At 44.1% G+C, this 13,667-nt stretch carries 11 protein-coding genes; 1 reads left to right on the top strand and 10 read right to left on the bottom strand.

Features of this window, described 5'->3' with window-relative positions; translation table 11 throughout:
* Positions 1–8: 8 nt before the first annotated feature.
* The 3 genes from GSF08_RS05975 to GSF08_RS05965 form a co-directional block, all read right to left on the bottom strand.
* Entirely contained in the window at positions 9–2,525 is a 2,517-nt protein-coding gene (locus tag GSF08_RS05975; RefSeq protein ID WP_160624926.1) for a ribonucleoside-diphosphate reductase subunit alpha, read from the bottom strand.
* 83 nt (positions 2,526–2,608) lie between these two features.
* A complete protein-coding gene (locus GSF08_RS05970) occupies positions 2,609–4,189 on the bottom strand; it encodes a tetratricopeptide repeat-containing diguanylate cyclase (RefSeq protein ID WP_160624925.1) in 1,581 nt (526 codons plus the stop codon).
* Between the two features lie 189 nt (positions 4,190–4,378).
* Positions 4,379–4,603, bottom strand: a complete 225-nt coding sequence (locus GSF08_RS05965) for a FeoA family protein (protein WP_160624924.1) — start codon at positions 4,601–4,603, stop codon at positions 4,379–4,381.
* A 125-nt stretch (positions 4,604–4,728) separates the two neighbouring features.
* Here GSF08_RS05965 and GSF08_RS05960 point away from each other — a divergent pair, with 125 nt between their 5' ends.
* A complete protein-coding gene (locus GSF08_RS05960) occupies positions 4,729–5,409 on the top strand; it encodes a peptidoglycan-binding domain-containing protein (RefSeq protein WP_160624923.1) in 681 nt (226 codons plus the stop codon).
* A gap of 50 nt (positions 5,410–5,459) precedes the next feature.
* Here the strand turns inward: GSF08_RS05960 and galE are convergent, their stop codons facing one another.
* The 7 genes from galE to gmk form a co-directional block, all read right to left on the bottom strand.
* Complete coding sequence (gene galE / locus GSF08_RS05955; protein ID WP_160624922.1) at positions 5,460–6,473, bottom strand: UDP-glucose 4-epimerase GalE; 1,014 nt, start codon at positions 6,471–6,473, stop codon at positions 5,460–5,462.
* 76 nt (positions 6,474–6,549) lie between these two features.
* On the bottom strand, positions 6,550–7,497 hold the full coding sequence (locus GSF08_RS05950; RefSeq protein WP_160624921.1) for an NAD(P)-dependent oxidoreductase: 948 nt from the start codon (positions 7,495–7,497) through the stop codon (positions 6,550–6,552).
* Positions 7,498–7,744: 247 nt separating this feature from the next.
* The gene (locus tag GSF08_RS05945) at positions 7,745–9,055 is read right to left on the bottom strand and encodes an APC family permease (RefSeq protein WP_160624920.1); all 1,311 of its coding nucleotides are present in this window, start codon (positions 9,053–9,055) and stop codon (positions 7,745–7,747) included.
* A gap of 13 nt (positions 9,056–9,068) precedes the next feature.
* The gene (locus tag GSF08_RS05940; protein ID WP_160624919.1) at positions 9,069–10,622 is read right to left on the bottom strand and encodes an ABC-F family ATP-binding cassette domain-containing protein; all 1,554 of its coding nucleotides are present in this window, start codon (positions 10,620–10,622) and stop codon (positions 9,069–9,071) included.
* Between the two features lie 114 nt (positions 10,623–10,736).
* Positions 10,737–11,441, bottom strand: coding sequence for a pirin family protein (locus GSF08_RS05935; RefSeq protein WP_160624918.1), 705 nt, complete (start codon positions 11,439–11,441; stop codon positions 10,737–10,739).
* Positions 11,442–11,482: 41 nt separating this feature from the next.
* Positions 11,483–12,922, bottom strand: coding sequence for a GntR family transcriptional regulator (locus GSF08_RS05930; RefSeq protein WP_160624917.1), 1,440 nt, complete (start codon positions 12,920–12,922; stop codon positions 11,483–11,485).
* 172 nt (positions 12,923–13,094) lie between these two features.
* Positions 13,095–13,664 (bottom strand): guanylate kinase, encoded by a 570-nt coding sequence (gene gmk / locus GSF08_RS05925; protein WP_160624916.1) that lies wholly within the window; start codon positions 13,662–13,664, stop codon positions 13,095–13,097.
* Positions 13,665–13,667 lie beyond the last annotated feature (3 nt).

Below are 13,667 nucleotides of genomic sequence, written 5' to 3'. Positions count from 1 at the left end.
TTTCCTCCTTAGGATGCGCAGGATTCGCATTCTTCTACTTCAAGTGATTTACTGCGGACATAATAAATTGTTTTTACGCCCTGCTTCCACGCTTCCAGATACAAATTGAATACCTGCCGCATGGTAAATTCATTTGTGATATACAGGTTTACTGACTGTGCTTGATCGATATGGCGCTGGCGGACACCGGCAGCTTTTACCACCCACTGCTGATCGATCAGGTGGGCATTCTTATACAACCAAAATGTCTTCGGACTCAAATCCGGCGCCACTCTAGCGATCATACTTCCCTTTTTCTCCTCCATGAAGAATTTATTCATGATCGGATCAACCGCTGCACTGGTTCCGGCAATGATCGATGTTGATGAAGTCGGTGCAATCGCCAGCAAATAAGCATTTCGCATACCCTGCTCTTGAACCTGTTCTCGAAGCAGCTTCCAGCGCTTCTCCCGGTAGCCGCGTTCTTCAAAATATTCACCGGTTTGCCACTTAGAACCTTCGAAATAATCATAACGGCCTTTTTCTTTGGCCAAATCGCTGCTCGCCTCGATCGTGTAATAGTTGATATCCTCATACAGCTTATCGACAAAGGTGAGATGCTCCTCTGATTCAAATGCGATCCCCTGCTTTACGAGCATATGATGATAGCCGCTGGTTCCAAGTCCGATCGATCGGTAATGCTGATTGGTTATTTTCGCATAGGGCAGCGGATAGTAATTCAGATCGATCACATTGTCTAACGCCCTCACCGTTACCCGAATCGTATTTTTCAATTCATCGGGATCATTCACATTCATATTCCCCAGAATCAGCGATGCGAGATTACATACGACAAAATCGCCGGCTTTGTTTCGCTCCACCACAATTGTTGCTCCGTCAACTTCTACGATCTGCTTGTCAATTTCCTGAATGGAAGACATATTCTGAGCAATTTCCGTACAGAGATTGGAACAGTAGATCATGCCTTTATGAGCATTGGGATTCAAACGATTGACAGTATCCCGCATAAAGGCAAACGGCGTACCGGTTTCTACCGCAGATTTGATAATTAATCGAATCAGTTCTTTTAATGAAATTGCCCGCTTGGAAATGCGGGAGTCCTGCACGCATTCCAGATAACGCTTTTCCCACAGCTCGCCAAAGCTGTCTTCCAAGCAGTAGCCCTTAACTGTTTCAATTTCATGAGGACACATGAGATACCACATCTGATCCATGTCCTCCTCAGCCATTTTCCAAAACAAGTCCGGATAGCAGACGGCCGGAAATACATCATGTGCTTTCTGACGGTCATCTCCATTATTAGTGCGCAGCTGCAGAAATTCCGGCAGATCCTTATGCCATGCATCCAGATAAACCGCTACTGCACCCTGCCGCACTCCCAGCTGATCCACCGCAGTCGCGGTATTGTTGACAAGCTTGATCCAGCGAATGACCCCGCCGGCCGCTCCTTCAAAGCCGCGGATATCTGATCCGACCGCTCTTACCTTACCAAAATACAATCCCATGCCGCCGCCGTATTTGGAAACCTGGGCAAAATTATCCAGCGACTGATAGATACCGGTCAAAGAATCCGGGACGGTATCGATAAAGCAGGAGGAGAGCTGGTGATACGGTTTACGGGCATTGGACATGGTCGGGGTTGCCATCGTAACCTTCAAGGTACTCAGAATATCATAAATCTGTTTGGCCCAATAGACCCGCTGCTTTTCCGGAATTGCCAAGTGCATCGCAATGCCCATAAACATCTCCTGCGGAGTTTCCAGCAGTTCATGCGCATTAGAAGTAATCAGATAACGCTTCATGACCAGCTCCAGGCCACTGTATGTAAACAAATGATCACGTTCCGGTTTCAGATATGCTTCCAGCTCCGCAATATCTTCATCCCGATAGCTTTGCCGAATATACTTTCCCAAATATCCTGATTCATCGAGATACAGCATCTTTTTAGCCATCGTGTCAATCCCGCGGGGAAGCATATACGCATCAATACGACGATGAATATCCAGTGATAAAAACCGGGCGGCGATATATTCCCACTTAGGAGCTTCCTGACTGATCAACTCAACGCTGGCCTTCATCAGCATGCTGAGCTTCTCATCATCCTGCATGCCCTCTTTCAAAAATGCCTGAAGCTTCAGATAAAGAAAGCGAAATGAATACTCCTCCTGCGGATATGCCCGCTGTGTTTCCATCAAAGTCTGGTGGATTTGCTTAGAGGCAAACAACCCCTGCAGGGAAAGCAGCCAGGTTCGATCCTGCGTACGTTTTTCACGATACAGGATATAACGCTTCGCCTCTTTGAAAAAGCCGCGTTCCATGAGCTGTTCTTCTACCAAATCCTGAATCTTTTCAACAGTAGGCACTGCTTTACGGTTATCGAAATATGACCGGATGGCATTACAGATTTCCTGCAGCTCGGTTTCCTTAAGTAATTCATCCTGGGGCAAAAACGCTTTTCGGATGGCATTTTTTATTTTCTCATCCTGATAGCTTTCACTTTTCCCATCTCGTTTTATGATCTTCATAGTCTTCTCCTTTGCGTACTGATCTTAGTATACAAAAGGGAGCATAATTCATCCACTGTCATGCCCATAAAAAAAGAATGTGTCTACGCACATTCCCCTTTCCACACCGCATACTGATTGCGGCCGTTTGCCTTCGCCCGATACAGTGCTTCATCAGCTCGGGCGAACAGCTGCTGATATGAAGCCGCATGATCACAGATACAAACGCCAATGCTTACAGTCACTGCATCGTTTCGCGCCTTGATATACACATTACTGATCTGCTTCAAGATCAATGCCGCCTTCTCATAAACAAGTTCTTCTGAATACACAGTATTAAAAAATACGACAAACTCATCGCCGCCGACCCTGCCGACAATATCATCAGCGCGTAAAGCATTACGCAGCACCCGAACACTTTCCTTGATAACATAATCTCCAATCGTATGCCCATAAGTATCATTGATGCATTTAAACATATCGATATCAATCAACAGCATGGCAGTGCGCGTATGCTGAGCTTGCCGCAAGTGTTGTTCGATCAGCTGTTCCACGTACACCTTGTTATAAATTTCCGTGAATGGATCAAGGTTTACACTGCGCTGCAGTTCTTCATTCTGTTTCATGATCTGCCGCTGTTCAAAGGTCAGCCGCTCCAGATTGATTTTCAGCCGCATGCATTTATGATAAACCAGCTTTGCACTTTGATCGATTTCCTCCAGGAGCCGATACAGCTCCACCAGTGATTGCTGATATTGTTCCGTTTTATCAAATTCTTCATAAAAACGAATCAACATCCGCTTTAACAGTAATTCCTGTAACTTTACCCTTGTAAATTTTTGGATTTTATTCAGGCGGTCGACCGTCTGTACCGCCAATGCTTCCTGGTGCATGTCAATAAGCAGATTCGCAGCTCTCACATAGCCCTTGAACAAATAGTCATAATCATCACTGTCTTCACTGAGCTTCAAAAATATTTCCATCCGCTGTAAGGCAAGCTCATCCGCCTTCTGTGAATGGAACTTGAGCGCTTGTGTTAGTAAAATCATGCATTTCGTCAAGCTTAGGTCGTACTCCAGCAGCATTGCTTCATCCTCCTGATAGCGACGCATAACCTCATCATATTTTTCCATACAAGTCAGCGTTTCAATGATATTTAAGAGAATGATCGGTTTACTGTTTTCAGCTTGATTAGGATCGTTCATACAGACGGTGTATGCCTGTTCATAATAGTCGAGCGCGAATTCATAGTCCTGCAGTTCATAAAACAGACTGCCTAAATTATTGAAAATAGATGCCTTGTATTTTGATTTCGGATGATCCTTGCAAATATAGAACACCCTAAGATAATGCTCAAGACTGCTATAATAATCGGACTGCTTTGCATATAGCGCTCCCATCATATTGTGGCTGCGGATGATATAGTCCTCCAGCTGATGCGTTTCTGATACCTCGATCGCAATCTGCAAGGCGTGAATACTCGACTCATAATGATTTAATTCATATTCCTGATAGCCTAAATAAAAATGAGCCGCGGTCAGGGCCTCAGGATCATGGCTTTGTTTGGCATATAAAAATAGCTGACAGATATCAGAAGTCATTTCCTGATAAGCTTTCTGATCGATCAGTACATTGATATGGTTGATAACAGATTGAATATTTTTGATTGCTGATTTGACGACCATGCTTCCACCTTCATTTTTACCGAATCTATTATAAGACAGTTTCCCATGATTTTCCATATGCAATATTTATATCATGCTATAAAAAGAAATCAGATAAGCTTTACACAAGAAAGCCGAAGGGTTCAAACAACGATAAGAAAGCTGCTCCTTGACCACAAAAAATGCAGACTTGTTTGTCTGCATCATACTTTACACACTCTCTACATCGATTAAATCGGTTTCACTTTTTCTTAGTGCAATCAGTGTTCCTTTGATCAAATAGGCTCTCATACCCTCATGCGTTCCGCTCAGGATTGGTTTGATTCTTGCCCCCTCCATGATGCCTAAATCCAATAATCTGCGCTTCATCGAGCCCTGATGATGCAGTGTGCGAATTTCACATTCCTTCAGTAAGGCCATTTCACTGAGATTCATATGCCACCCCCCATTTACAGAATATGTAGGCAGCTGATGTTTTGACCCGACTTTACAAAGGAATGGTTATTTGTCCCTTGTCGATTACACATGCGTGCATACCATACTATGAAAGGAGAGGAATGATGGCTAAGGTAATTGTTTATAATGTAAATACGACTGCACTGGAAGTCTATTATCTTGCAGAAAATGATACAATGCCGTATGTCTACGGTAATACCATGAAGGTATCGGAATTCCGCGGCTCCTCAAAATCCACTGTGCTGTGGACGACGAACGCAGCAATGGAAGCATGGAATGCAACCCGGCGCAATTATGGGAGACCCATTCCATTTCGCTATGCATTCAAGCGTATATGGGAAGGCGGACATGGACGTCAATCTCAGCATTATGCCGGTGTTGCATTTGATGTCGGTCAGGCACTAACTTCAGCTCAACGCAATCGAATTTGGCAAATTGCGAAAGATCTTGGTGTTTGGGTGTATGTCGAACCACAGAACTTGACACCGACTTGGGTGCACTTTGACAAACGCATTGGCCCTCCGGCCTGCAGTGCCGGTTATCCGGTTGTTCGAAGCGGCAGCCGCGGCGTTTATGTACTCATCCTTCAGGATGCATTAAATGCGCTCGGTTATTCTACCGGTACTCTGGATGGGGCTTTTGGTATAAATACCCGAAATGCGCTGATGGCATATCAGCGACAAAACGGGCTGGTATCCGATGGTGTATGCGGCTGCGGAACCTGGACCCGGCTTGTAAATCAAGTCGTAGGTATCGGCAGGACAAACACGGTGATCGATCCATAGTTTCGATTGCTTCAGCAGCACCAATATATAAAAAATGATCCTTAATGGGATCATTTTTTCGCATGTGTAACTGTCAGATAATGCCAGGAATCACGGCACATATCCTCCAGATTTTTTTCCGCCTGCCAGCCCAACAGCTGTTTTGCCTTTTGAGGATCGGCATAGCAAACAGCAATATCTCCGGGACGGCGCGGATCGATTTGATACGGCACTTCCACTTGATTTGCGGAAGCAAACGCATGAACCACATCGAGAACGCTATACCCTTTCCCGGTTCCCAAATTCACCGCGTCAACACCAATATGCTCACGCAGCAATTTATCAATTGCGCAGACATGACCTTTTGCCAGATCTACGACATGGATGTAATCACGTACGCCGGTTCCATCCGGTGTTTCATAATCATTGCCAAACACGTGAAGATACGGCAGTTCTTTCGCAGCTACCTTCACAATATACGGCATCAGATTATTCGGAATATCATTGGGACTTTCTCCGATCAAGCCGCTTTCGTGAGCTCCGATCGGATTAAAGTAACGAAGCAGCAGAATATTCCAGTCATGATCAGACATATACAAATCTTTCAACACCTGTTCAATATATAATTTTGTTGTACCGTATGGATTGGTCGTCGGACCTAATCGACATTCCTCATCAATCGGAATACGCTGCGGATCACCATAGACGGTCGCACTGGAACTAAATACCAGATTTTTACAGTTATGAGAGCGCATCACATCACATAAGACAAAGGTGCTCTGCATATTATTACGATAGTATTCTAAGGGCTTTTTCACCGATTCACCAACTGCTTTATAACCGGCAAAATGAATGACCGCATCAATCTTATGCTTCTGAAAAATCGAATCCATAAAGTCTGCGTCGCAGCAATCCCCTTCATAAAAAGAAACCTGTTTTTTTGTGATCGCGTTGATTTTATCCACCACATCGAGTTGTGAATTATATAAATTATCAATAATTACGATCTCATATCCTTCCTTCAGCAGCTCCACACAGGTGTGACTGCCGATGAATCCAATACCTCCGGTTACTAATATTTTCATCGGTTACCTCCTTCAATAACTGTATGTATTATAACACACAAGGTTTTATATTCACCATTGTTATCCGCATGAATATTCACAGAACCATATTGATTGGATTTCCCCGTTCATACTGATGAATATTATCGAGCAGCTTATCGATCAGACGCTGCCTTGTTTCCAGCCCCCGCCAGCCCATATGCGGAGTCAAAATTACCTCATCCATTTTATAAAACGGATGATCCTCGCGCGGCGGTTCTATTTCCTGCACATCCAATCCCGCTCCGGCAATCTGATGATTGAGCAGTGCCTCCAACAGCGCTTCCTCATCAATTAAAGCACCGCGTGATGTATTGATCAGAAAAGCTGTCGGTTTCATCAGTGCTAAGGTTTTCTGATTGATCATATGGTAGGTAGTCTCGTTCAGCGGACAGTGAAGCGATACATAATCACTCAGTTTTAAAAGTGAATTTAGATCCACATAGCGGATGTGTTCACTGTCTTTTTGCGGTGTACGCGTGTATACAAGAATGTTCATGCCCATTGCCAAGGCGGTTTTCATCACCTCTTTGCCAATGTTGCCAGCTCCGATAATACCTAATGTTTTTCCATTAATTTCAACATGGTCGACCATTAAATGATCGGTGAAATTACGATGATCTCCTTCCAAAAGCATTCGCATCTGTTTTTTCATCGACGAGCTTGCATTGCAAATCATCATAATTACCGTATGAGCAACCCGTTCACTGGAATACGCCGGTACGTTGCAGACATGAATCTGTTTCTTTTCGACTGCTTCTAAATCAATATTGTTATAACCGGTTCCCGCTTCACAAATCAATTCTATCGAATCGGGAAATTGCTCAATCAACGTTCTTGACAACGGCAGCTCCTTGGTTACCAGGATCGATGCTCCCTGAATCCGCTCGATTATCAACTCCTCAGGCGTATCCCCATAGATAACCGTATTCTCACCAAACCCTGACAGATCCAGCTTATGATCATAATTTATTTTATCTGCATTCAAAACTACAATTTTCTTCATTACATGTCCTCTTTTCCTTCTTTCTTATCATACTTGAAATTAATAAATTTTCAAGCATGCTGGAAACATCTGCGGGCAGTCCTCTGATTTACGGCACTGTAAGCTTTACCATATTGAGCAATCCGGTCATGATCGCGCATATAGAATATAAAAAACCTCCTGCTATTTTGCTAGGAGGAGATTTATGATGTACTCGTACTTTTCGGGCGTATCAGAAGTCCAGCCGCAATACCTATTAAACAGATGATCAAATAGACATTAAATTTTGGCTGGATGATACCGCCATACACATTACCAACAACGCCCCTGCCAATGCCAAGGTTGGGTACAGATAGCGCTGCCGCCAGTTCAGCCGGCGTCCGTCAATGCCCTTTATAATAACGGCCAGATACAGCAACCCATTGAACACATAAGTTAAAACAATCGGCAGGTTATCCACCTCAAGTCCGCGAAACAGGGTGAGGTGAAACAATGCTGTTCCATCTACTGACAGCCAATGCAGCAGCATCCACAGCAATGTCAGCAGGAAAGCGGCAGCGGCCGCATAAAGCGGTGTATCAAATTTATGATGTACCTTTACAAGAGTAGGATAAAAGACGATCTCTTTTCTTAATGCCAGCGCATATGGCAGACGGATATAACCGAGCACTAAACCATTCAGCGTTCCCAACACGGATATGATGACAAAAAACATAACAGCCTTCATGCCCATCACCCCAAACAATGTAGTAGCAGCTAATTGCAGCGGATCATGGCCGGCCAGGATAAAGTCAGCTCCGGCCATTGAGCTGATCCCGATGAAATATGCCAGATAGAAGCCGGTTATGATGAGTGGCGCTGCCATCAAGGCAAGCGGCAGATTTCGTTTGGGATTCTTGATTTCATGCGCAATACTTGGAGCGACCATCCATCCGTCAAATGCAAAAATTACGACAACCAAGGCTGATAGAAATCCCGATCCGCTGGTGACATAGATGCCGGAATGAGTTATAGCTTCGGCTGGATCACCGAATATGATACCGCCGCCGGCCAGCACGATCAGTGCCCCCAGCTTCATAAACATGGCGATATTCTGAAATCTTCCTGCATTTATCGTAGACAAGCAATTCAGCAAATAGCTGCCGATCAGATACAGCACTGCAAGACCCCAGACATGCCAGCTATGCTGACCGTTTATCAACAGATTCGGCCAGCCAAACAAAGCACAGGTATAATTCGCCGCAACCCAAGCAATGACAGAGCAGATCGCCGGGTAATAAAAAACACACTGAAACCATCCGGTGATATAGCCAATCGTTTTCCCCCATGCCATTTCACAATAGGTAATGACCCCACCGACATGATCCTCCTTCTGTGCATATTGCGAAATGGTCAGTCCGCCAAAAATAATGCCGATTGCCGCAACGCCGAATACGGCAATGCCGACCGGGATGTTCCCGTTCACCTGCTTTAAAATCTGCGGTGATTTAAAAAATATTCCGGAACCGACAACGATGCCTACGATCATGGCCACTGTGGTCAATAATCCAAATTTCCTTTTTTGTGTTGTCTGTTCCATATTCATTTCCTTTCTATATAATTTTTGTTGTCCATGCTTCCAGATTCCAAACCTCATCTATAAAGTCCATATAGAAAGATGGATCATGGGATACCAGCAATACTGTTCCCTTGTATTCCTTCAAAGCGGTTTTCAGCGCTTCCTTGGCATCCACATCCAAATGATTGGTCGGCTCATCAAGCACCAGCACATTGCAGGGACGATTCATAATTTTACACAGTCTAACCTTTGCCTGCTCACCGCCTGACAATACACAGACGGCCGATTCGATATGATCGGTGGTAAGACCGCACTTCGCCAGCGCCGCCCTCACTTCACCATTGGTATAGGCAGGATACTCATCCCAAAAGTCATCCAAAGCGCTCTTTGAAGAGGTTGCATCTTCCTGTTCAAAAAAGCCGATCGATACATAAGGATCAACCTCAACCTTACCTTGTAACGGTTCGATCATATTCAATAAGGTTTTTAATAAAGTAGTTTTTCCCAGACCGTTTACTCCTTTTACAGCAACCTTCTGATTACGGTTTAATGTGAGATTAAGCGGTGCGGTCAATGGCTCCTGATAACCGATTATCAAATCTTTGGTTTCAAAAATCAATCGTCCCGGGGTGCGGTCGCCAGTAAATTCAAATATCGGCTTGATCTTTTCTTTCGGCTTGCTGATCCGCTCCATCTTATCCAGCTTTTTCTGCCGGGAATGCGCCATATTACGTGTCGCAACCCGTGCTTTGTTGCGAGCGATGAAATCCTCCAGATCGTCAATTTCCTTCTGCTGGCGATGATAAGCCGCTTCCTGCTGACGCTTTTTCAGCGCTGACTGTTCCAAGAAATGCTGATAATCCCCCACATAACGGGACAGCTGACAGTTCTCAACATGATAGATGATATTGACTACGCTGTTTAAGAATTCAATATCATGGCTGACCAAAATAAACGCATTATCGTAATTAGATAAATAGCCCTGAAGCCATTTGATATGTTCCTCATCCAGATAGTTTGTCGGCTCATCGAGTATTAAAATCATCGGATTTTCCAGCAGCAGCTTAGTGAGCAGAACTTTGGTGCGCTGTCCCCCTGACAGTTGAGAAACATCCTTATCCAAACCGATCTCTGTGAGCCCAAGACCACCGGCTACTTCAGAAATCTTGGCATCAATCATATAGAATCCGCTGTGTTCCAGAATATCCTGAATCACCCCTACTTCTTCCAAATACTGTTCCATTTCCGATTCCGTGCAGTTACACATTTTTTGATAGTAATCCAGCATTTCCTTTTCCAAGGCAAACAAATGTGAAAAAGCACCCTCCAGAACCTGCTTGATACTAAATCCCGGCTGTAAAACCGTGTGCTGATCCAGATAACCTGTGGTGATGCGGCTGCACCATTCAACTTTACCTGCCTCCGGTTCCAGCTTGCCGGTTATGATATTCAAAAAAGTTGATTTTCCTTCTCCGTTCGCTCCTACAAGTCCTACATGCTCCCCCGCCAACAGCCGAAATGATACATTCTCCAGAATATCACGGCCTCCAAAACTATGCGATACATTTGATACCGTTAAAATACTCATACTTCCTCCTAAAGCTGAAAAAGCCCTAATATCGCCCATGTTACCATATTCAAAGCACCCTTGTAAAGCAGCAAAAAAACAGCCGCGGCTATTTCATTTGCCGACAGCTGTAAATTATTCATCATCCGCAGCTTTCATATCAAACAAAAGCAGATGGGCAATCGGTTTGGATAAAATCTGGAGCGGTTCATCAACCGCCTTGCAGGCATCGTGCGTTTTCAAAATTCTGCCGTTTACCATCGCTTCTCCCTCCATGCAGACGAGGTAGAGCTGACGGTGTTGCTTAGGCTGATAAGATAAGGAATGCTCACTTAGCATCGTTACCAGCACCCGGATATCCTGATGAAGCAGAATCGGTCCATCCCCACTTTTATCACTGGCAATCTGCATCCATTGATTGACCCGGCCGCACCACGAAAAATGATAATCTTGATAGACCGGTTTCAATTCCAACTGATCGGGAGCAATCCAAATTTGAATCAGCCGCAGCATCGCGTTACTGCAGTTTTCCTCGCTATGAAGGATACCGCTGCCAGAGCGCAGAAGCTGAACTTCGCCACGCTTCAGCACCGTCCTGTTTCCTAAATGATCTCGATGGGTTAGCTCGCCATCCACAACATACGTTATGATTTCCATATTTTGATGCGGATGCATCGGAAAACCGGTTCCTGGTAACACCGTATCATCGTTCACAACTCGCAAATCTCCGTACTGCATGCGTTTGGGATCATAATAATCCGCAAAAGAAAAGTGAAACCAGCTGCTCAGCCAATCCGTTTCACTTCGCCCCATTGTTTTATGATCGATCATTGTAAGCATATCGTCACTCCTTTCCCTTAGTATGGAAAAGGAAAGGATGCTTATACAATTTTATGCGGTACGTTAATCTCATACACCTTTGCACATGCCTCCAATTCATGATACACATCGCTCAGAAGCTTTTGAAAGGCATTGCTCACAAGTGCAGGATTTTTATGAATGGCATCAACAACGCTTTCTGCGCTCTGCTTCAGCACAGATTTCCTTGACCGCTGAACCATGTCAAGCAAAGAACCCCAAGACAGCAGCACTTTCAATTCCTGATAAATATTTTGAAAGGCTGGAGATGGAATTAATCCATAAATAAAATCAAACACATCAGCAATGAGATATGGCACATAGGGATGCTGAGGATGAATGACAAAGACAGCATTTCTGTTTTCCAATTCTTTCATAGCGGCAGCGGCCGGAGGCTCTGAAGTGATATACAGCAAGTGCAGCGCATCGAAAAAATTGATAATTTTATTGCGGAGTGTGTCATCGTATGTAAGCATCGACTCCACTTTTTCAAAATGATCCGCTAAAACCGCTTTGCGGCCATTGGCAGTATGAACAATGCCCATCTGTGACAGAACTGCGATTGCTTTACGCGATGTTTTCAAAGAAACCGAATATATATCCGCCAGTTCTTGATAGGATGGAAGCTCCTGTCCAAATTCATAAAAGGTTCCTACCCTTCGTAAAATCGCTGCAATCAGCAGTTCATAACTATATTCCCGCTGTTGCATCGGATGCCACACAAAAGCATATTGCTGATCGGGAGGAATATTCATTTCAAATTCATCAATATGGCGGGATACCGTCTTATTTAACAGATTGCAGAAATGAATAATCTGATCACTGAGAAACAAATAATCGTCCTGAAGCAGCGCCTGTTTAAATCGGCGCAGATACATATGGATGATCGGCGCCACCATTTTCATCACATAGCTGCCTTTTCTGCCTTTTTCATAGGGAATTCGGATAAAGTAAAACAGTGCTTCAAACAAACTGAGCACCAGGGGATTCTTCGCCTTTCCCAATGCATTCTGATATATGCGGTTCAATACCGCAAAACATTCCAATCCATTGGTAAAATCAACAGTATTTACCCGATCCAAGGAGTCAATGATCTCCCGCTTTCCCTCTGCTCCGCCGTTTCGTATACTGAATTCAGCAAGCTTTGGCATTAGCAGAATCAGATTATAGAAAACATCCTGCATCGCATCACGGCGCTGAGCCATTTCATAGTAATAGCGTTCCAGATACTGAGGGTTATTCATATCAAAAATAACCTGATAGCGCTTCTCTTTCGTCATTTGGATAAAACCGTTTTCAATCAGCAGCTGCAGTGAACGGCGCATGGTATTGCGTCCGACCTGATATTGCTCCTCAAGCCGCTTCAGGTTAGGCAGATAATCACCAAAAGTCAAGCCGCCGACATAGATTTCAGTTACAATCTCATGATAGACAATCTCATACAGCGGCATAATAGTACTCATGGCGATCCCTCCTTTTTTTGTATTATAGCATACATAGAATCCCTGTTTATGGTCTTTTTAAGCTTTTTCTTCAGGATGATTCAGAAAACAAATCGTTATTAAAAAGCTTATAATCTATATTTATCATTTCGCTTATAAGACTAAGAAAAAGCAGGATTTTTTCCTGCTTCCGTTATCCTTTCTTCCATTCATCCAGAAAGGCTTTTTTAATTGTGGCAGCACTTGCGGCAGCATCAGTATTGGTAACTACATTATTAAACAGCGGCTGCAGCTCCATTTCCATCTTTGCTTTATTCAGGCGCTGCTGAATCGTCGTCTCATCATCCTTGTAACGCAGACGGATCTGTTTTTCCAATTCATCCATGTTTTCCGGGATAACAAACACACATAAAGCATCCGGGTGCTTCAGCTTGATCTGTCCCACTCCTTGAGCCTCAACTTCAATCAGGACATTTTTTCCCTGATTGATCAAAAAATCAACCTGCTGGCACGGGGTTCCGTAATAATACCCGCCAAACTCCGTATACTCCAACAGTTCACGATTGCGGACGGCACTGGCGAAGGTTTCATAACTGACAAAGTAATAATCCTTGCCATCAATTTCATCTTCTTTTTTAGGACGTGTTGTAACCGAAATCGAGTAAAACAAATTCATTTCCTCATCCTTCATGAGCTCGTCACGAATCAGATTTTTGCCTACTGAGCTCGCTCCGGTCAGTACCAAAATCATTCCTTTTTTCATATA

It is taken from the genome of Copranaerobaculum intestinale (assembly GCF_009831105.1).
GTDB lineage: Bacteria > Bacillota_I > Bacilli_A > Erysipelotrichales > Erysipelotrichaceae > Copranaerobaculum > Copranaerobaculum intestinale.
This window is presented reverse-complemented; position numbering and strand designations above follow the sequence as displayed.

Bases quoted from the DNA above. Each gene is read 5' to 3' on its own strand.
- GSF08_RS05975 (WP_160624926.1), bottom strand. From the start codon at position 2,525: ATGAAGATCATAAAACGAGATGGGAAAAGTGAAAGCTATCAGGATGAG.
- GSF08_RS05970 (WP_160624925.1), bottom strand. From the start codon at position 4,189: ATGGTCGTCAAATCAGCAATCAAAAATATTCAATCTGTTATCAACCAT.
- GSF08_RS05965 (WP_160624924.1), bottom strand. From the start codon at position 4,603: ATGAATCTCAGTGAAATGGCCTTACTGAAGGAATGTGAAATTCGCACA.
- GSF08_RS05960 (WP_160624923.1), top strand. From the start codon at position 4,729: ATGGCTAAGGTAATTGTTTATAATGTAAATACGACTGCACTGGAAGTC.
- galE (WP_160624922.1), bottom strand. From the start codon at position 6,473: ATGAAAATATTAGTAACCGGAGGTATTGGATTCATCGGCAGTCACACC.
- GSF08_RS05950 (WP_160624921.1), bottom strand. From the start codon at position 7,497: ATGAAGAAAATTGTAGTTTTGAATGCAGATAAAATAAATTATGATCAT.
- GSF08_RS05945 (WP_160624920.1), bottom strand. From the start codon at position 9,055: ATGGAACAGACAACACAAAAAAGGAAATTTGGATTATTGACCACAGTG.
- GSF08_RS05940 (WP_160624919.1), bottom strand. From the start codon at position 10,622: ATGAGTATTTTAACGGTATCAAATGTATCGCATAGTTTTGGAGGCCGT.
- GSF08_RS05935 (WP_160624918.1), bottom strand. From the start codon at position 11,441: ATGCTTACAATGATCGATCATAAAACAATGGGGCGAAGTGAAACGGAT.
- GSF08_RS05930 (WP_160624917.1), bottom strand. From the start codon at position 12,922: ATGAGTACTATTATGCCGCTGTATGAGATTGTCTATCATGAGATTGTA.
- gmk (WP_160624916.1), bottom strand. From the start codon at position 13,664: ATGAAAAAAGGAATGATTTTGGTACTGACCGGAGCGAGCTCAGTAGGC.